The 17,993-nt window shown below is 70.9% G+C and carries 13 protein-coding genes; 5 read left to right on the top strand and 8 right to left on the bottom strand.

Translation table 11 applies throughout. The features are described 5' to 3' along the window. Nucleotides 1-3 precede the first annotated feature (3 nt). Nucleotides 4-897: an LLM class flavin-dependent oxidoreductase gene (locus B9S58_RS35250; RefSeq protein WP_103535928.1), complete on the bottom strand. Its 894-nt coding sequence runs from the start codon at nt 895-897 to the stop codon at nt 4-6. Nucleotides 898-1,072: 175 nt separating this feature from the next. On the opposite strand from B9S58_RS35250, the gene B9S58_RS39825 reads away from it, so the two are divergent. Both B9S58_RS39825 and B9S58_RS35245 read left to right on the top strand, forming a co-directional pair. Next, a complete protein-coding gene (locus tag B9S58_RS39825) occupies nt 1,073-1,201 on the top strand; it encodes a hypothetical protein (RefSeq protein ID WP_258045216.1) in 129 nt (42 codons plus the stop codon). Between the two features lie 121 nt (nt 1,202-1,322). Further along, complete coding sequence (locus tag B9S58_RS35245) at nt 1,323-2,180, top strand: HAD family hydrolase (RefSeq protein ID WP_103535927.1); 858 nt, start codon at nt 1,323-1,325, stop codon at nt 2,178-2,180. A 64-nt stretch (nt 2,181-2,244) separates the two neighbouring features. Here the strand turns inward: B9S58_RS35245 and B9S58_RS35240 are convergent, their stop codons facing one another. From B9S58_RS35240 to hisC, 5 genes are all read right to left on the bottom strand, one after another. After that, complete coding sequence (locus B9S58_RS35240; RefSeq protein WP_103535926.1) at nt 2,245-3,951, bottom strand: GAF domain-containing sensor histidine kinase; 1,707 nt, start codon at nt 3,949-3,951, stop codon at nt 2,245-2,247. A 98-nt stretch (nt 3,952-4,049) separates the two neighbouring features. Continuing rightward, complete coding sequence (gene cydD / locus B9S58_RS35235; protein WP_103535925.1) at nt 4,050-7,577, bottom strand: thiol reductant ABC exporter subunit CydD; 3,528 nt, start codon at nt 7,575-7,577, stop codon at nt 4,050-4,052. A 94-nt stretch (nt 7,578-7,671) separates the two neighbouring features. After that, on the bottom strand, nt 7,672-8,673 hold the full coding sequence (cydB, locus tag B9S58_RS35230; protein WP_103535924.1) for a cytochrome d ubiquinol oxidase subunit II: 1,002 nt from the start codon (nt 8,671-8,673) through the stop codon (nt 7,672-7,674). Between the two features lie 16 nt (nt 8,674-8,689). Further along, the gene (locus B9S58_RS35225) at nt 8,690-10,201 is read right to left on the bottom strand and encodes a cytochrome ubiquinol oxidase subunit I (RefSeq protein ID WP_103535923.1); all 1,512 of its coding nucleotides are present in this window, start codon (nt 10,199-10,201) and stop codon (nt 8,690-8,692) included. Between the two features lie 287 nt (nt 10,202-10,488). Then, nucleotides 10,489-11,568 (bottom strand): histidinol-phosphate transaminase, encoded by a 1,080-nt coding sequence (gene hisC / locus B9S58_RS35220; protein WP_103535922.1) that lies wholly within the window; start codon nt 11,566-11,568, stop codon nt 10,489-10,491. 406 nt (nt 11,569-11,974) lie between these two features. On the opposite strand from hisC, the gene B9S58_RS35215 reads away from it, so the two are divergent. The 3 genes from B9S58_RS35215 (at nt 11,975) to B9S58_RS35205 (ending at nt 15,453) form a co-directional block, all read left to right on the top strand. After that, nucleotides 11,975-13,087, top strand: a complete 1,113-nt coding sequence (locus B9S58_RS35215) for a LacI family DNA-binding transcriptional regulator (RefSeq protein WP_103535921.1) — start codon at nt 11,975-11,977, stop codon at nt 13,085-13,087. 159 nt (nt 13,088-13,246) lie between these two features. After that, nucleotides 13,247-14,419, top strand: coding sequence for a metallophosphoesterase (locus B9S58_RS35210; protein ID WP_258045220.1), 1,173 nt, complete (start codon nt 13,247-13,249; stop codon nt 14,417-14,419). Between the two features lie 203 nt (nt 14,420-14,622). Beyond that, a complete protein-coding gene (locus B9S58_RS35205) occupies nt 14,623-15,453 on the top strand; it encodes a hypothetical protein (RefSeq protein WP_103535920.1) in 831 nt (276 codons plus the stop codon). Between the two features lie 122 nt (nt 15,454-15,575). On the opposite strand, the gene B9S58_RS35200 is transcribed toward B9S58_RS35205, so the two are convergent. Further along, nucleotides 15,576-15,932 carry a DUF805 domain-containing protein gene (locus tag B9S58_RS35200; RefSeq protein WP_103535919.1) on the bottom strand — a complete coding sequence of 119 codons (357 nt, stop codon included), beginning with the start codon at nt 15,930-15,932 and terminating at the stop codon, nt 15,576-15,578. 361 nt (nt 15,933-16,293) lie between these two features. Further along, a complete protein-coding gene (locus B9S58_RS35195; protein ID WP_103531105.1) occupies nt 16,294-17,622 on the bottom strand; it encodes an IS110 family transposase in 1,329 nt (442 codons plus the stop codon). Nucleotides 17,623-17,993: the final 371 nt, after the last annotated feature.

The following is a 17,993-nucleotide window of genomic DNA, read 5'->3' as shown; positions in this document are numbered from 1 at the left end:
GACCTACGCCAGTTGCGCGGGCGCCTCGGTCGCGATGCGCTCGAAGACCTTCGGGTCGACGTCGAAGTCCGAGTCCGGGATCGGAGCGTGGATGACGATCTCGGTGAAGCCCAGCTCCGCGTGGCGCCCCGCGAAGTCGACGAAGGCGTCCACGGACTCCAGCGGGGCGGTGCGGTCCGGGGTGAAGCCGGTCAGCAGGATCCGGTCCAGCTCCGCGGCGTCCCGGCCGATCTCCGCACACGCAGCCGTGAGTTTCTCGCCCTGCGCCCGCAGCGCGGCCCGCGACTCCTCCGGGGTGCCGTTCTCGTACAGCTTGGGGTCGCCGGTGGTGACCCAGGCCTGGCCGTAGCGGGCGGCGAGCCTCAGACCGCGCGGCCCGGTGGCGGCGACCGCGAAGGGCAGCCGGGGCCGCTGGACGCAGCCGGGGATGTTGCGGGCCTCCACCGCGGCGTAGTGCGTCCCGCGCCCGGTCACCGCGTCCTCGGTGAGCAGCCGGTCCAGGAGGGGCACGAACTCCGCGAAGCGGTCGGCGCGTTCACGCGGGGTCCACGCCTCCTGCCCCAGTGCGGTGGCGTCGAAGCCGTTGCCCCCGGCGCCGATGCCGAGGGTGACCCGGCCGCCCGAGATGTCGTCCAGGGAGATCAGCTCCTTGGCGAGCGTCACCGGGTGGCGGAAGTTCGGCGAGGTCACGAGGGTGCCCAGCCGCAGGCGTTCGGTGGCCGTCGCCGCGGCCGTCAGTGTCGGGACCGCCCCGAACCATGGCCCGTCCCTGAAGGACCGCCATGAGAGATGGTCGTACGTGTACGCGGCGTGGAAACCGAGCTCTTCGGCCCGCTGCCAGATCTTCTGCCCTTCGGCCCACCGGTGGATGGGGAGGATCACCGTACTCAGACGCATGCCCCCGACGATACGCGGGCTTCCTGCTACCACGGTTGGCCCCTGCGAACCCGGCATGATCCACACGACAGGCCCTGTGGCGCCGGAGCGGTCCGCGGCGGACCCGTAGCATCGGTGGGTCTGTCGAGCTGGTGAAGTCCGTCGGACCGCGTGCGAGAGCGGGCGTGTGGTGTTCATGGTGGAGCAGCTGAAGAGCACGGGCCCCGCCTCCTCCTTCACTTGTGATCCTCTGCCCGCCCACGTCGCCGCCGAGGCCCGGCGGATCGGCTGCGGGCCCGAGAAGGCCACCCTGCCGAAGAGGTGACTCACGCGCCCCGAAAACCCTTGGCATATGACAGAGGCCTTTTCTGCAGATCAGCGGCGTTAGGCACTCAGATGTGCGCCCCTCCGCACGCCCGTGCGGCTTCGTGGGCGAGAATGGCCCGGTGACCTCAGTGACCGATGCGCCTTTCCCCGCCGTGACCCGGCTGATCGCCACCGACCTCGACGGCACTCTGCTGCGCGACGACAAGACGCTGTCCGCGCGCACCGTCGCGGCCCTCGCGGCAGCCGAGGAGGCCGGGATCGAGGTCTTCTTCGTCACCGGCAGGCCGGCCCGCTGGATGGACGTCGTACGGGACCACGTCCAGAGCCACGGAACGGCGATCTGCGCCAACGGCGCCGTGGTCACCGATCTGCGGACGGACGGCGCGCCGCTCTCCGTACGGCCGCTGGAACGCGACGCCGCCCTGCATGTCGTGCACACCCTGCGCGAGGCGGCCCCCGGCACCTCCTTCGCCGTCGAGCTGACCACCGGCATCAACTACGAACCGGCCTACCCGCCCTTCCACCTGGACCCGGGCGCCACGGTGGCCGTCGCCGAGAAGCTGCTGCACCAGGACGTCCCGGGCACCGGCGCGCCCGTGCTCAAGCTGCTGGCCCACCACACCGAGCTGGCGCCCGACGCCTTCCTCGCCCTGGCCCGCTCGGCGGCCGGCGGCCGGGCCTCCTTCACCCGCTCCAGCCCCTCCGCGCTCCTGGAGGTCAGCGGGCTCGGCGTCTCCAAGGCCACCACGCTCGCCGCCTGTTGTGCCGAGCGCGGCATCGCGCCCGCCGAGGTGGTCGCCTTCGGCGACATGCCCAACGACATCGAGATGCTCAGCTGGGCCGGGGCCTCCTTCGCGATGGGCAACGCCCACCCGGACGCGCTGGCCGCCGCCTCGGGCCGGACCGCGACCAACGAGGAGGACGGGGTGGCCCTCGTCATCGAGCGGATCCTCGCCGCCCGCGCAGAGACCCGCTGAAACCTTTCAGCAGGCCTGCCCGCGAAGGCCCGCCCGGCCTGTCCTCACCATCGGGCGGCGGCCTTCAGAGCGGTGCCTCCCACACCACCGTCGTACCGCCGCCGCCCTCCCCGATCCCCGGTTCGATCCGGCTCGACCCGCCCAGGGACTCGGCGCGGCGGGCCAGGTTGCGCAGTCCGCTGCGACGGCCGCCCTCCGGGATGCCCACCCCGTCGTCGGCGACCGAGAGACGCACCGCCCCCCGCCCGTCCGGCAGGGTCACCGTCGCGTCGACGACCACATCGATCAACGAGGCCTCCGCATGCCGGAACGCGTTGGAGAGGGCCTCGCGCAGCGCGGCGACCAGGTTCTTGCCGGTCAGTTCGCCGACCAGCGAGTCCACCGGGCCCAGGAAGCGGTGCGAGGGCTTGAAGCCGAGCGGGACCGCCGCCATGTTGATCTCCCGCAGTACGCGGGTGCGCAGCCCCGAGGGGGCTTCGGCCGGTTCCTGCTGAAGCGCGAAGATGGCCGTCCGGATCTCCTGGATCGTCACGTCCAGCTCGTCGACCGCCCGGCCGACACCGGTCCGCACCTCGGGCACCACTGATCTGCGCTGGGCGCTCTCCAGCATCATCCCGGTCGCGAACAGCCGCTGGATGACCAGGTCGTGGAGGTCGCGGGCGATCCGGTCGCGGTCCTCGTACACGGCGAGACGCTCCCGGTCCCGCTGTGCCTCGGCCATCATCAGCGCGAGCGCCGCCTGGGAGGCGAACTGGGTGGCGAGCGTCCGCTCGCTCCCCGTGAAGGGGCGCGCGCCCCGGGACCGGGGAGTGGCCAGCGCACCGAGCACCCGGCCACCGCTGTGGAGCGGCAGCATCATGCTGGGCCCGAACCGGCCGGCCAGCCTGGTGACCATCCGGCTGTCGGTGGCCGAGTCGTCGATGAACACCGCCTCGCCCGCGAGCAGTCTCGCCACCACCGCGCTCCGGGGCGGGATGATCACACCGAGCGAGGACGAGAGGTCCTCGGACGATACGGCGACGATCTCCAGACCGCCCTCCTCGGTGGGCAGCAGCACGATCCCGGCGGCGGAGTCGGCGAGCCGGCGGGCCTGTTCGGCGACCACGGACAGCGCCTCGTCGGCGTCCCCGCCCGACAGGAGCGCCGTGGTGACCGCGACCGAACCGTCGATCCAGTGCTCCCGCTGCCGCGCCGCCTCGTACAGCCGGGCGTTACCGATGGCGATCCCGGCCTCCGTGGCGAGCACCCGGACCATGTGGAGGTCGTAGTCGCTGAACTCCCCGCCGTGTCGCTTCTCGGTCAGATAGAGGTTGCCGAAGATCTCTCCCTGGACTCGGATGGGCACCCCCAGGAAGGTCCGCATCCGGGGGTGTCCCGCCGGAAAGCCCGCGGAACGGGGATCGGTGGACAGGTCGGCCAGGCGGACCGGGGCGGGGTCGTGGATCAGCGCGCCGAGCAGCCCCCGGTGGCCGTCGGGCCGCCGCCCGATCTCCTCGGCCACCTCCTGCGACACGCCGTACGTGACGAAGTCCGAGAGTCCCTCGCCCAGCTCGTCGACGACGCCGATGGCGGCGTACCGGGCGTGGGCGAGCTCAGCGGCCGTCTCGCAGATCCGGTCCAGGGTGGAGTGCAGTTCCAGCCCCGCGCCGACGGAACGCATCGCCTCCAGGAGCTGCGGCACCCGCGCGGTCAGCTCGGTGGACAGCCCCTGGAGGCTGCGGGTGGCCCGGGTGGCGGCGTCGAGGGAGTCCTTCGGGTCGGGCTCTGCCATGAACCGAGCCTAGTTAGTGGCGATTGGGGGCGAAAGTCGAGAATGCACTCGATGGCCGGAAGGCCGGCGGCCGGCGGGGCCTGCGGCGCCCGTGGCCCTCACACCCCCGCCGTCTCCCGTTCGCGCTCCAGCATGCGGCGCAGCGGCCCGTCCTCGGCGGCGAGTTCGGCGTACGGTCCGCGCTGCACGACCCGGCCCGCGTCCAGCACCAGCACCTCGTCGACCGCCTCCAGGCCGGTCAGCCGGTGGGTGATCAGGACCGTCGCGCAGCCGCGGGTCGCGGCCAGTAGATCGGCCGTGAGGGCGTCGGCGGTCGGCAGGTCGAGGTGTTCGGCCGGCTCGTCCAGGACGAGTACCGGGAAGCCCGCGAGCAGCGCGCGGGCCAGGGCGAGACGCTGCCGCTGGCCGCCGGAGAGCCGCGCGCCGTGCTCGCCCACCGGGGTGTCGAGCTCCTGCGGCAGGGCCAGCACCCAGTCCAGGAGGCGGGCACGGGAGAGCGCGTCGCGCAGTTCGGCGTCGGTCGCCCCGGGGCGGGCCAGCCGCAGGTTCTCGCGGATCGTGCTGTCGAAGACGTGCGCGTCCTGGGCACACAGCCCCACCGAGCGCCGGACCGTGTCCGACTCCAGCGCGGCCGCGTCGACGCCGCCGAGCCGGTACGTCCCCGACGACGCGTCCAGGAAGCGCAGGAGGACCTGGGCGAGCGTCGTCTTGCCCGAGCCGGAGGGGCCCACGACCGCGATGCGCCGTCCGGGCGTCAGCGTCAGGTCGAGCGAGGCCAGCGCGTCGTGCCGGGCTCCCGGGTGGCGGGCGCTCAGCCCCCGCACCTCCAGCGGGAAGGGGGAGGCGGGCCCCTCGGCGGGGGCCAGGGGCTCCTGTACGGGCACGGGGGCGTCCAGCACCTCGAACACCCGCTCCGCGCTCCGGGCGACGCGCCGGCGGTACTGCACGGCGAGCGGGAGCCCGGTGACGGCCTCGAAGGCGGCGAGCGGAGTCAGCACCACCACGGCGAGCGCGACGCCGGACAGCCGGCCGTCGTGCACCGCGGGGACGGCGACGATCGCGGCGGCCACCACGGTGAGCCCGCAGACCAGGGCGGACAGACCGCCGCCCAGTGCCGTCGCGGCGGCCGCGCGGGAGGCGATCCGGGTCAGCAGCGTGTCGGCCGCGCGCAACCGCGCCTGCCGGGCGGGCAGCGCTCCCGCGACGGTCAGTTCGGCGGTACCGCCGAGCAGGTCGGTGACCCGGGTGGCCAGGGCGGCTCGGGCGGGCGCGAGCTGCCGCTCCGTACGGCGGGCGCAGGCCCCGCTGACGAGCGGGACGCCGACCCCGGCGACCAGCAGCCCGACCGCCAGGATCACGCCCGCCTCCGGGAGCAGCCAGCCGGTGAACCCGGCGGCCGCGGCCCCCACCACGACGGCGGTACCGGCGGGCAGCAGCCAGCGCAGCCAGTAGTCCTGGAGCGCGTCCACATCGGCGACGAGCCGGGACAGCAGGTCCCCGCGCCGCGTGGTGCGCAGGCCCCCGGGGGCGACGCGTTCGAGGCCCCGGTAGACGGAGACGCGCAGGTCGGCGAGGAGCTTCAGGACGGCGTCGTGGGAGACGAGCCGCTCGGCGTAGCGGAAGACCGCCCGGCCGATGCCGAAGGCGCGGGTCGCGGTGACCGCCATCATCAAGTACATGACCGGCGGCTCTTCGGAGGCACGGGAGATCAGCCAGCCGGAGACCGCCATGAGCCCCACGGCCGAGCCGACGGCCAGGCTGCCCAGCAACAGGGCCAGGGTCAGCCGGCCGCGCTGCGCCCCGGCGGACTCACGGACCCGGGCGAGCACCCTTCCGGAGCGGGACCCGGCCTCCCCCGGCCCGTCGTCGGACGCCCGCGGTTCCTCCGCCCGGCGGACGTCCAGGAGTTCGCCCCCGGCGAGCGGCTGCGGGACGGCCGGACCGGTGGCACCCGGGCCTTGGGTCGCCACCGCGGGCCCCGTGGAAACGCCGGTACGCGGCTCCAGCGTCACCACGCGGTCGGCGACCGCCAGCAGCGCCGGGCGGTGGACGACCAGCAGCACGGTCCGCCCGGCGGCCAGCCTCCGTACGGCGTCGACGATGCCCGCCTCGCTCTCGCCGTCCAGGCTCGCGGTCGGCTCGTCCAGCAGCAGGAGCGGCCGGTCGGCGAGGAACGCCCGGGCGAGGGCGAGGCGCTGGCGCTGGCCCGCGGAGAGCCCGGCGCCGTCCTCGCCGAGTACCGTCCGCGTCCCGTCGGGCAGCGCCGCGACGAAGTCGTACGCGCCCGCGTCCCGCAGTGCCGCGACGATCGCCCGGTCGTCGGCGTCGGGCCGGGCGAGGCGGACGTTCTCGGCGATCGTGCCCGCGAAGAGGTGGGGTCGCTGGGGGACCCAGGCGATACGGCTCCGCCAACGGTCCGGGTCCAGATCCGCGAGGTCCTGGCCCCCGACCCGCGCGCACCCCTCGTCGGGCCGGGCGAAGCCGAGGACCACGTTCAGCAGGGTGGACTTGCCGACCCCGCTCGGGCCGACCAGGGCGACGGTCTCTCCCGGCTCCACGGTCAGCGACGCGGCGTCCAACGACGGTTCGGCGCGGCCCTCGTGGCGTACGGTCACGGCCTCCAGCTCCAGCCGCAGCCCGTCCGGGACGTCCCGTGTGCCCGGGGTCCGCGGTTCGGTCTCCAGGACCGCGAAAATCTCCTCGGCGGCCGAGAGTCCCTCGGCCGCCGCGTGGTACTGCGCCCCGACCTGGCGGATCGGCAGATACGCCTCCGGGGCCAGGATCAGCACCACCAGACCGGTGTAGAGGTCGAGTTCGCCGTGGACGAGCCGCATGCCGATCGTGACGGCGACGAGGGCCACCGACAGGGTCGCCAGCAGCTCCAGGGCGAACGAGGACAGGAAGGCGATCCGCAGGGTGCGCAGGGTGGCCCGGCGGTAGTCGGAGGTGATCGTGCGGATCGATTCGGCCTGGGCCTTGGCCCGACCGAAGACCTTCAGGGTCGGCAGCCCGGCGACGACGTCCAGGAAGTGCCCGGAGAGCCGGGACAACAGCTGCCACTGACGGTCCATCCGGGACTGGGTGGCCCAGCCGATCAGGATCATGAAGAGCGGGATGAGCGGCAGTGTGACGACGATGATCGCCGCCGATACCCAGTCCTCGGTGACGATCCGGGCGAGGACTGCCACGGGCACGACGACCGCCAGGCCGAGCTGCGGGAGATAGCGGGCGAAGTAGTCGTCGAGCGCGTCGATCCCCCGGGTCGCCAGAGCGACGAGCGAACCGGTGCGCTGCCCGCTCAGCCAGTCGGGTCCGAGCTGCGCGGCCCGCTCCAGGAGTCGGCCGCGCAGCTCGGACTTGACCGCCGCGCTGGCACGATGGGCCGCCAGTTCGGTGAGCCAGGCGATCAGGGCCCGGCCGAGCGCGACCGCGGCGAGCAACAGCAGAGGGGTGCGCAGTGCGGTGACCGTGAGTCCGCCCTCGAAGCCGCCCACCACGATCTCGGCGATGAGCATCGCCTGGGCGATCACCAGCAGGGCGCCGACCAGGCCGAGAGCGACCACGGCCGCCAGGAAGAGGCGGGTGGCCCGTGCGTGGTGGAGCAGACGCGGATCGATCGGTTTCACGTGAAACATCCCCCCGGCGGGGTCGGTGAGCTCTGCGGGATCGGCGGCCGCTCCGGCCCTGCGGAAGACGCGGGGCCGGTGCGGTCCGCCGGACTCAGTGCGCGTCGGCGATGTGCTGGGTGCCGATGCGCTTGCGGAAGACCCAGTAGGTCCAGCTCTGGTAGAGCAGCACGACGGGCGTGGCGATGCCCGCGCACCAGGTCATGATCTTGAGCGTGTACGGGCTGGACGAGGCGTTGGTGACCGTGAGGTTCCAGGCGTCGTTCAGCGAGGACGGCATGACGTTCGGAAAGAGCGTCAGGAAGAGCATCGCGACCGCCGCCACGATCGTCACGCCCGAGAACGCGAACGACCAGCCCTCGCGGCCCTTGGCGATGGCCCCGATCGCGGCCAGGAGCGCCACCACCGCCACGATCATGGCGCCCAGGCTCCAGCCGTCCCCGTTGTCGGCCTGGGTCCAGAGCAGGAAGCCCAGCACCGGCACCGCGGTGACCGGACTCAGCTTCAGCGCCAGCACCCGGGCCCGGACCCGGATGTCGCCCGCCGTCTTGAGGCCGGCGAACACCGCCCCGTGGAAGGTGAAGAGGGTGAGCGTGACGAGGCCGCCGAGGATCGCGTACGGGTTGAGGAGATCGAGGAAGTTGCCGACGTACTCCATGTCGGCGTCGATCTTCACGCCCCGCACGATGTTCCCGAACGCCACGCCCCACAGCACCGCGGGAATCAGCGAGGTCCAGAAGATCGCGGTCTCCCAGTTCGTCTGCCACCGCTCCTCGGACCGCTTGGCGCGGTACTCGAAGGCGACGCCGCGCACGATCAGGCAGAACAGGATGATCAGCAGCGGCAGATAGAAGCCGGAGAACAGGGTGGCATACCACTCGGGGAAGGCTGCGAAGGTCGCGCCGCCCGCGGAGAGCAGCCAGACCTCGTTGCCGTCCCAGACGGGCCCGATCGTGTTGATCAGAACCCGGCGCTCCTTGCGGTCGCGGGCCAGCAGCTTGGTGAGGACCCCGATGCCGAAGTCGAATCCCTCCAGGAAGAAGTAGCCGGTCCAGAGGACGGCGATGAGCACGAACCAGACGTCGTGGAGTTCCATCTCTCAGCTCCTGTGCTCAGTACGAGAAGGCCATCGGCCGGTCGGCGTCTTCGTCGTCGTGGCCGCCGATCCTGGTGGGCGGGTTGAGGTCGTCCTCGTTGAGTTCCGGGGGCCCGGCCTTGATGTACTTCACGAGCAGCTTCACCTCGATCACGGCGAGCACCGCGTAGAGCAGGGTGAAGACGATCATCGAGGTGATGACCTCGCCCTGCGAGACGCCGGGGGAGACCCCCGCACGGGTCTGGAGCACCCCGTAGACGACCCACGGCTGGCGGCCCATCTCCGTGAAGATCCAGCCCCAGGAGTTGGCGATCAGCGGGAAGAGCAGCGTCCAGAGCGCGACGACCCAGTAGAGCTTGGTGAGCCTCGGGCTCAGCGCCTTGTTCCGGAACAGGACCAGATGCGGCACCTCGTCCTCACCGGTCCGCAGCGCCGGTGGCAGCAGGAACCGCTTCCGGGTCAGCCAGAGTCCCAGGAGGCCGAGGCCGAAGGAGGCCATCCCGAAGCCGATCATCCACCGGAAGCTCCAGAACGCGACCGGGATGTTGGGACGGTAGTCGCCGGGCCCGTACTTCTCCTGCGACTCCTCGTTGATGTCGTTGATGCCGGGGACATAGGAGTTCGGGTCGTTGTTGGCGAGGAAGGACAGTATTCCGGGGAGCGAGATCTCCACGGAGTTGTGGCCCTTGCTGACGTCCCCGTACGCGAAGATCGAGAACGGCGCCCGCTCCTGGCCGTCCCACAGGGCCTCGGCGGCGGCCATCTTCATCGGCTGCTGCCGGAACATGACCTTGGCGAGGCTGTCGCCGCTGACGGCGGTGAGCAGTCCGGCGACCACGACGGTGATCAGGCCCAGCCGCAGCGAGGTCCGCATCACCGGGATGTGCTTCTTGCGCGCCAGGTGGAACGCGGCGATGCCGACCATGAAGGCCCCGCCGACCAGGAACGCCGCCGTGATGGTGTGGAAGAACTGGGTGACCGCGGTGTCCTGGGTGAGCACCCGCCAGAAGTCGGTCAACTCGGCGCGGCCGCGCTCCTCGTTGATCCGGTAGCCGACCGGGTGCTGCATCCAGGAGTTGGCCGCCAGGATGAAGTAGGCGGAGAGGACCGTGCCGATCGAGACCATCCACATGCAGGCGAGGTGGATCTTCTTCGGGAGCTTGTCCCAGCCGAAGATCCACAGCCCGATGAAGGTGGACTCGAAGAAGAAGGCGATCAGCGCCTCGAAGGCGAGCGGAGCGCCGAAGATGTCGCCGACGAAGCGCGAGTAGTCGGACCAGTTCATGCCGAACTGGAACTCCTGGACGATGCCCGTGACGACGCCCATGGCGATGTTGATCAGGAACAGCTTGCCCCAGAACTTGGTCGCTCTGAGGTACTTCTCGTTCTCCGTCCGTACCCAGGCGGTCTGCAGACCGGCGGTGAGCGCGGCGAGCGAGATCGTCAGGGGGACGAAGAGGAAGTGGTAGACGGTGGTAATGCCGAACTGCCATCGCGCCAGGGTCTCCGGCGCCAGAGCTAGGTCCACGTCGTCAGTCTCCTTACATCGCCGTGGTCACACCGGCACTATGCCCCTTTGATTCCCCTGATTACGGGAGGAAGCAGGGCATGCTTGTGAACGCGTTCACATTCACAAGCAATTATGGCGCACACACTTTCGGAGCCTTCGCCGGGGGTACCCCTTTTCGGCCACCGCCCCGCGCGAAGAGCCCCACACCCACGCGAAGTGGCCCCGGACCTCGGCGTTCGAGGTCCGGGGCCACCCGGCCGTACAGATACCCGCAGCGCGCGAGAACCGTCGCGCGCGCCCGGCGGCTACAGCTCCGCGCGGAAAGCCTCCGCCGCCTTCAGGAACAGGTCGTTGCCCTCGTCCTCGCCGATCGAGACCCGCACGCCCTCACCCGCGAACGGCCGCACGACCACACCGGCCCGCTCACAGGCCCGCGCGAAGTCGACGGTCCGCTCCCCGAGCCGCAGCCAGACGAAGTTCGCGTGCGACTCCGGCACCGTCCACCCCTGGCGCACCAGCTCCGCGCTCACCCGGGTGCGCTCGGCGACCAGCGAGCCGACCCGGCCCAGCAGTTCGTCCTCGGCGCGGAGCGAGGCCACCGCCGCGTCCTGGGCGAGCTGGCTCACACCGAAGGGGACGGCGGTCTTGCGCAGCGCGGCGGCCACCGGCTCGTGGGCCACCGCGAAACCGACCCGCAGCCCGGCCAGACCGTACGCCTTGGAGAAGGTCCGCAGCACCGCCACATTGGGCCGGTCCCGGTAGATCTCGATGCCGTCCGGCACGTCGGCGTCGCGGATGAACTCCTTGTACGCCTCGTCGAGCACCACCAGCACATCACCCGGCACCCGGTCGAGGAACCGTTCCAGCTCGGCCCGGCGGACCACCGTGCCGGTGGGGTTGTTGGGGTTGCAGACGAAGATCAGCCGGGTCCGGTCGGTGATCGCGTCCGCCATCGCGTCGAGGTCGTGCATGTCGCCGTCGGTCAGCGGGACCTTCACCGAGGTCGCGCCGCTGACCTGGGTGATGATCGGGTAGGCCTCGAAGGACCGCCAGGCGTAGATGACCTCGTCGCCGGGTCCGGAGGTGGCCTGGAGCAGCTGCTGGGCCACGCCCACCGACCCGGTTCCCGTGGCGAGATGCGAGAGCGGCACACCGAAACGGTCGGCCAGCTCGTTCATCAGGCCGGTGCACGCCATGTCCGGGTAGCGGTTGAAGTTCCCCGCGGCGGCGAGCGCCGACTCCAGGACACCCGGCAGCGGCGGATAGGGATTCTCGTTGGAGGACAGCTTGTACGCGACCGGTCCGCCGGCCGCCGCCGGCTTGCCCGGCACATAGGCGGGAACGCCGTCCAGCTCGGCGCGCAGCTTGGGGCTCGTCTCGTTCACCGCAGGTCCTCCTCGACCGTCCGTTCACAGCAATACTGCACACCTTATGAGGATTGGGCCCCGCTGCGAATGGCCCGAGGCGGAAATCGACCGCAGTGCCCGGGAATGGGACCTCGCACGGGGCCGGTCCGAGGGATCCGCCCGGGGGGAGTGCTTCCCGTTCCGGCGCGCGCCGGTGGCTCGCGCCGTGGCGCGCATCCCTCGAAGTGGTGAGTTGAGACCTCTTCGAGACATCGCACATTCAGCAGGCTGCCTGCCTTCAGCGCCTGAAGCATGTATGCGATTCCCCATAACCCCCTTGCATAGGAAGGAATCTGATGGGTGGTGACCTTGCAGAAACGTGCCTGTCAACGTACGCATATGCGACCGGACCGACCCCCCTCCGGAGCCCTACTATCGGCTCGCCATGACAGCAGCAGGGAAGCACCAGGTGAGCCGGACGGAGACACCCCGGCGCAGCGGCCGGCCAGGACGGGCGGGGATCCGTGATGTGGCCGCCGCGGCCGGAGTCTCGATCACGACTGTCTCCGACGCGCTCAACGGCAAGGGCAGGCTCCCGGACGCCACCCGCAGCCATGTCCGCGAGGTCGCCGAGCGCCTGGGCTACCGCCCGTCCGCCGCGGCCCGAACCCTCCGTACGGGCAAGTCCGGCCTGATCGGCCTGACCGTGACCACGTACGGGAATGAACCTTTCACCTTCACCGAATTCGCGTACTTCGCGGAGATGGCGAGAGCCGCGACCTCCGCGGCGCTCGCCCGCGGCTACGCCCTCGTCATCCTCCCCGCCACCTCCCGGCACGACGTCTGGTCGAACGTCGCGCTCGACGGAACCGTCGTCATCGACCCCTCCGACCAGGACCCGGTCGTCACCGAACTCGTCCGCCAGGGACTGCCCGTCGTCTCGGACGGCCGCCCGGCCGGGACGCTCCCCGTCACCGCCTGGGTCGACAACGACCACCGGGCCGCCGTGCTCGACCTCCTCGACCATCTCGCCGCCGCCGGAGCCCGCCGTATCGGCCTGCTGACCGGCAACACCACCGACACGTACACCCGACTGTCCACCACCGCCTACCTCCACTGGTGCGAGCGGGTCGGCCAGGATCCCGTCTACGAGTCCTACCCGGCCCACGACCCCTGCGCGGGGGCGGTCGCCGCCGACCGGCTGCTCGCCCGCCCGGACCGCCCCGACGCGGTCTACGGGCTCTTCGACCCCAATGGGACCGATCTCCTCGCCGCGGCCCGCCGCTACGGGCTGCGGGTCCCCGAGGACCTGCTGCTGGTCTGCTGCAGCGAGTCCACCGTGTACGCGGCCACCGAGCCGCCCATCACGACGCTCTCGCTGAAGCCCCGCCGCATCGGCACGGCCGTCGTCCAGCTCCTCATCGACGCCATCGAAGGGGTCGAACACGACAGGCCCGTGGAACAGGTCATACCGACGGAGCTCATCGTCCGGACCTCCTCGCAACGCCGTCCACCGCGCACCACGGTCAGCGCGCCGCGTTCTCCCAGCGGGGATTGATCGACTCTTTTCGGACCAATCGGCCGGTGAACCGTGCGTGCGCCCGGATTCACCACCCCTGGTGCGTCACACAGATCGATCCGCATTCCTATGATGGGCGCACGACACCGCGGACCACCTCTACCAGGCAGGGCCCGTCAGGTGTACGGCGGCGCGACGGTGGTGGAGGGGTCGATGACTCAGGGGGCCGGTCAGGAACCCGTGGTGCGGACGGCGACGTTGCGTGACTTCCGGGTTCCGCCATATGCGCAGACAGCCGTGCCACCGCAGGCACAGGTGGCACCTCCTTCCTCGGTCCCGCCTCGTACGCCGGGACCGAACCCTCCGGCGCCGGGTGCCTCCGTGCCGCCAGCTCCCGCGCCGCCCGGACTGCCGCATCCCGGCAACGCCGCCGTGGGCGACGAGCAGCCGGAGGGCTACACACCGACCGAGCGGGACCTCCCGGTCATCCGTCGCGGCGACACGGTCCAGGTGCAGACCGTTCCCGAGCCGGCCCCCGCCTCCGAGGACGGGCTCGGCCCGCTCTTCGTCGTCGGCGACGTCCACGGCTATCTGAGCGAGCTGCTGGCCGCCCTCGGCGAGCAGGGCCTCATCGACGCCGACGGGAACTGGGCCGCGGGCAACGCCCGGCTGTGGTTCCTCGGCGACTTCACCGACCGCGGCCCTGACGGCATCGGGGTCATCGACCTCGTCATGCGGCTCTCCGCCGAGGCGGCGGCGGCCGGCGGCTACTGCAAGGCCCTGATGGGCAACCACGAGCTGCTGCTGCTCGGCGCCAAGCGGTTCGCCGACACTCCCGTCAACTCCGGGGCCGGCACCGCCACCTTCCAGGCCGCCTGGCTGCTCAACGGCGGCCAGAAGACCGACATGGAGCGGCTTCAGGACGTCCACCTCCAGTGGATGTCCCGGCTCGACGCGGTCGTCGAGGAGGACGGGCATCTGCTGATGCACTCCGACACGACGGCCTACCTCGACTACGGGTCCACCATCGAGGACGTCAACGACACGATCACAGCCATTCTCACGCGTAACGACGCCGACGAGTGCTGGGACCTCTTCCGCAAGCTCACCAAGCGGTTCGCCTTCCGAGACGAGGGCGGCGCCAACGCGGTGCGCGAGCTGATGGCGACGTACGGCGGACAGCGCGTCGTCCATGGTCACAGCCCCATTCCGTATCTCCTGGGCGAGGTCGGCACTGAGGAGGGCGAGGACAGCTCGGGGCCCGTGGTCAACGGCCCGCACGTGTACGCGGACGGCCTCGCCATCGCCATGGACGGCGGAGTGACCATGGCCGGAAAGCTGCTGGTGGTCCAACTCCCGCTGCATGACTGACCGTCGACGGGGAAGGCGCTCCAGGTTCCGCCTGCGCCGACCTCACCGATCATTGGGCCCGTCACCGGGCCCAATTCTGGAAACACCCTGTCACCCCGTGCCGTGAGCGCTCTACCATCGGCGTATCAGTGGCAGGCTCTCCTCCGTTTCCGCCCGATCGCCCGGTCCACGCGGGCAGCCGGGCACCGACGGAGCATCGGGGGATGCAGATGACAAGCGCTCCGCACCTGCTGGCCGAGGACGGACCCGAGTACGAGCGGATCCTGGGCGACGCACTGCGCCACGCTCACGAACGCCCGGACCTGGAGGGCGTCGGGGACCGGCTCAACACCGAACAACTGCGCACCATGGCGCTCAGCGCCACGGCGCTGATCACCGCCGCCGCGGCCACCGAGTACGAGCACTACGTCAAGGCCCGGGGCGAGCTGCGCCGGGCGGCGGCCACCGAAGGAGCCGACGGAATCCCGGCCGTCGACGGGCCGCAGAGCACGGCGGCCGGATCAGGGGCCGGCATAGGCGCGGTCATCACGGTCCTGACCCCGCTGCTCGCCGGCACCGCGGCCGTCATCTTCCTGCTCGTCGGCTACCTGCTGAAGGCGGTCAGCCCATCGGTGGCCTTCGGCGACTCGATGGTCTCGGCCGGGTGGTTCTTCGCCGCGGTCGCCGCCGCCGCGATCCTGGTCGCGGCCGTCGGGCTGCTCGTCACCGCGCTCCGCAATGGCACGACGTCCCTGGCCGCCGAGAACGAGGAGCAGGAGCTCCCGGAGGAGGTCGCGCGGGCCAGGGAGGCCTGGCGCCACGCCCTGCTGGAGCGCGGCATCCTCCCGTTCCTCCGGGACGCCCTGGCCGACCCCACCGCGGGACCCGCCGCGCGGACCCCGCACCGTTCGCCCAATCGCATCCCGAAGATGGGCTACAGCAGGCCGGACTTCTCCGGCCCGGACGACGGCCCGGCGGCCGGCCCCAGGCCGACCTTCACCAGCCCCGATTTCACCGGCCCGGACTTCGGCGGCCCCGAACACCGCCCGGACTGAGACCGGCACGGGCCTCGGCCTCCGGTTTCAGCCACGGGTCCAGGCGCCGGACACACCGCGGGCCGGGGCGGCAAGTGCCGCGCCCGGCCCGGGGGACGCTCCGGAAGGACCGGAGCGGTGGATCAGATGCCCTGCGGAGCCAGCTTCGGGTTGACACCGTACTGGTTCGTCTCCGGCTTGCCCTCCGAGGCGAGGAAGACGATCAGGACGATGGCGCCGACCAGGGGGACGAGCGCGATCAGCAGCCACCAGCCCGAGCGGCCGGTGTCGTGCAGGCGGCGCACGCCGACCGCGAGCGCCGGAACGAGAATCGCGACGGTGTAGATGTAGGACAGGAAGTCCGTGCCGATCAGGCCACCGATGATCGAAAGCACCAGGCTGATGACGAAGCTGATGAGCGCGAACATCCAGTACTCCTTGCGGCGCGCGCGTCCGCTGAAGCCTGCGTAGTTCTTGAGTACTGCCAGGTACCAGTCCATGGTGATTCCCTCCCCGGGCCCTTGTTCAAGGGCCGCCGAATTTCAGCCAAGCAAGCCGGAAAGTAAGCCACGGATAAGCAAAGGGTCAAGCGCAGGTGAGCTGGGGGTCAAACGTACATACAGCTGCCACACGACTGTGTCCATACTGTCGCTTAATAAGCCCATCAATCACGCCAAAAATTGGCAAACCAAGGCAAGTTACCTATAGAGCGCGTATCGCCTCCGGCCGCCGGGGACGATCCGGCGGCCGGGGGCGGGTCGATCGGCGGACGGCCGCGGATGCTGAACGGAAAATCGACCTTCGGGAGGGCAGGCGGCAGCATCCGGGCCGCCTGCGGACCGGATGACGGTGACCGGACGGTCAGGCTGCTGTCGGAGTGAGGGCGACTTGGTGGCCGAGGGCTTGGAGCTGGCGGACGAGGTCGCGGGTCTTGCGGGCGGAGTCGAGATGGCGCCGGTGCCAGTCGGCACCAAGCTCCTGACAGGAGGCGTCCGGGTCGTTGATCAGGTGCCAGGCGATGATGAGTATCGAGCGGGCGACGGCGACGAGGGCTTTGGCGTGTCCGCGGCGTTTGACGATCCTGCGGTAGCGGGCGCCGAGGAAGGTGTCGGTGCGGGCGGCGGCGTTGGCGGCCTCGCCGAGCGCGCCCTTGAGCCAGGGATTACCCTGTCCGGCCGGGCCTGTGGTGTGTTTCGCGCCGGATTGGATGGTTCTGGGGCACAGCTTCGCCCATGAGGCCAGGTGCTCGGGGGTGGGGAAGCGGCTCATGTCCGCGCCGATCTCGGCGACAATGGTCTGCGCGGTGGTCGGCCCGATACCGGGAACGGCATCGAGACGTTCGACCAGGACTCGCGCACTCACCGGGGCGGCAGGCTCGTCATCGGCGCCCGTGCCGTCGTGCGGTGTGGTGATCTCCTCCAGCGTCCGGGCTATGAGCCGGTCGAGTTCGTGGACCTGTGTGGTCAGATGATCGACCGTGGCCAGCAGCACCCCGAGCAGCCGAGCGTGGTGGTCCTCGAACTGGCCGGTCAGGGCTTCCACCAGCAGCGCCTTCTTCTTGACCAGGCTGCCCTGGGCAAGCTCGGCGAGGGCACGCGGGTTGCGTTCACCGGCGACCATGGCGTCCATCATGGCCCGCCCCGACAGGCCGAACAGATCCGAGACGGCCCCGGACAGCTTGATCTGCGCGTCCTGCAGGGCCTTGTCCACTCGGTGCTTGTGCCGGGTGCGTTCCTGGACGAACACGGTGCGGGTGCGGGTGAAGTCCCGCAGCTGCCGGACGGGTTCGGGCGGGACGAACGAGGCCCGGACCATGCCGCGTTCAGCGAGCTTCGCCAGCCAGACCGCGTCCAGCCTGTCGGTCTTGGGCCGGCCGGGGACGTTCTTCACGTCACGGGCGTTGACCAGCCAGCACTGAAGGCCGCGGGCTTCCAGCAGGTAGAAGAAGGAGCGCCAGTAGTTGCCTGTCGCCTCCATCACCACGCGCTCGACGCCCTGGCAGACGAGCCGGTCTCCGAGTTCCAGGATCGCATTGGTGGTCGAGGCGACGTTCCAGACCTGCTGGACGCGCCGGCCCTCGATGGTGTCGTGCGGGACGCGCAGGCAGACCATCCCCGATGCTTTGGCGATGTCGATCGCCGCGACCCTGCCCACCGTTCCGTCGTCGTGATCCTCTCTCAACTCCTCCATCACACACTCCCTGTCGTACTCGCGCGGGCGGGGGCTGCCCGGAGAGCCTGAGGGGAACGGAGAAGCTGATCGGCGTGCTCAAGGCGACAGTGTGCGGCCCCTCGGACGACTCCCTCACCAGACTCCTATGCGGGCTCACAGCCCAAACATCGATCGGCGTCGGCGGACAGCCCCCGTACCGATTTTCACGCCCGCGAGGCGTCATCCGCAGGTGAACGGCTGACTCCTATGAAGTCACAAGCGCCCGTCCGGCCGCGTGCGTGGTGACGCCGGGCGGGCCGACAAATCCCAGACAGGACAGTCGAGACGTCAGTCAGTCGGAGGGTCAGACCCACCGGCGGCGTCACCACGAACATCATCACTGTCAGTCG

The organism is Streptomyces sp. SM11, from assembly GCF_002910905.1.
Classification (GTDB): Bacteria; Actinomycetota; Actinomycetes; order Streptomycetales; family Streptomycetaceae; genus Streptomyces.
This window is presented reverse-complemented; position numbering and strand designations above follow the sequence as displayed.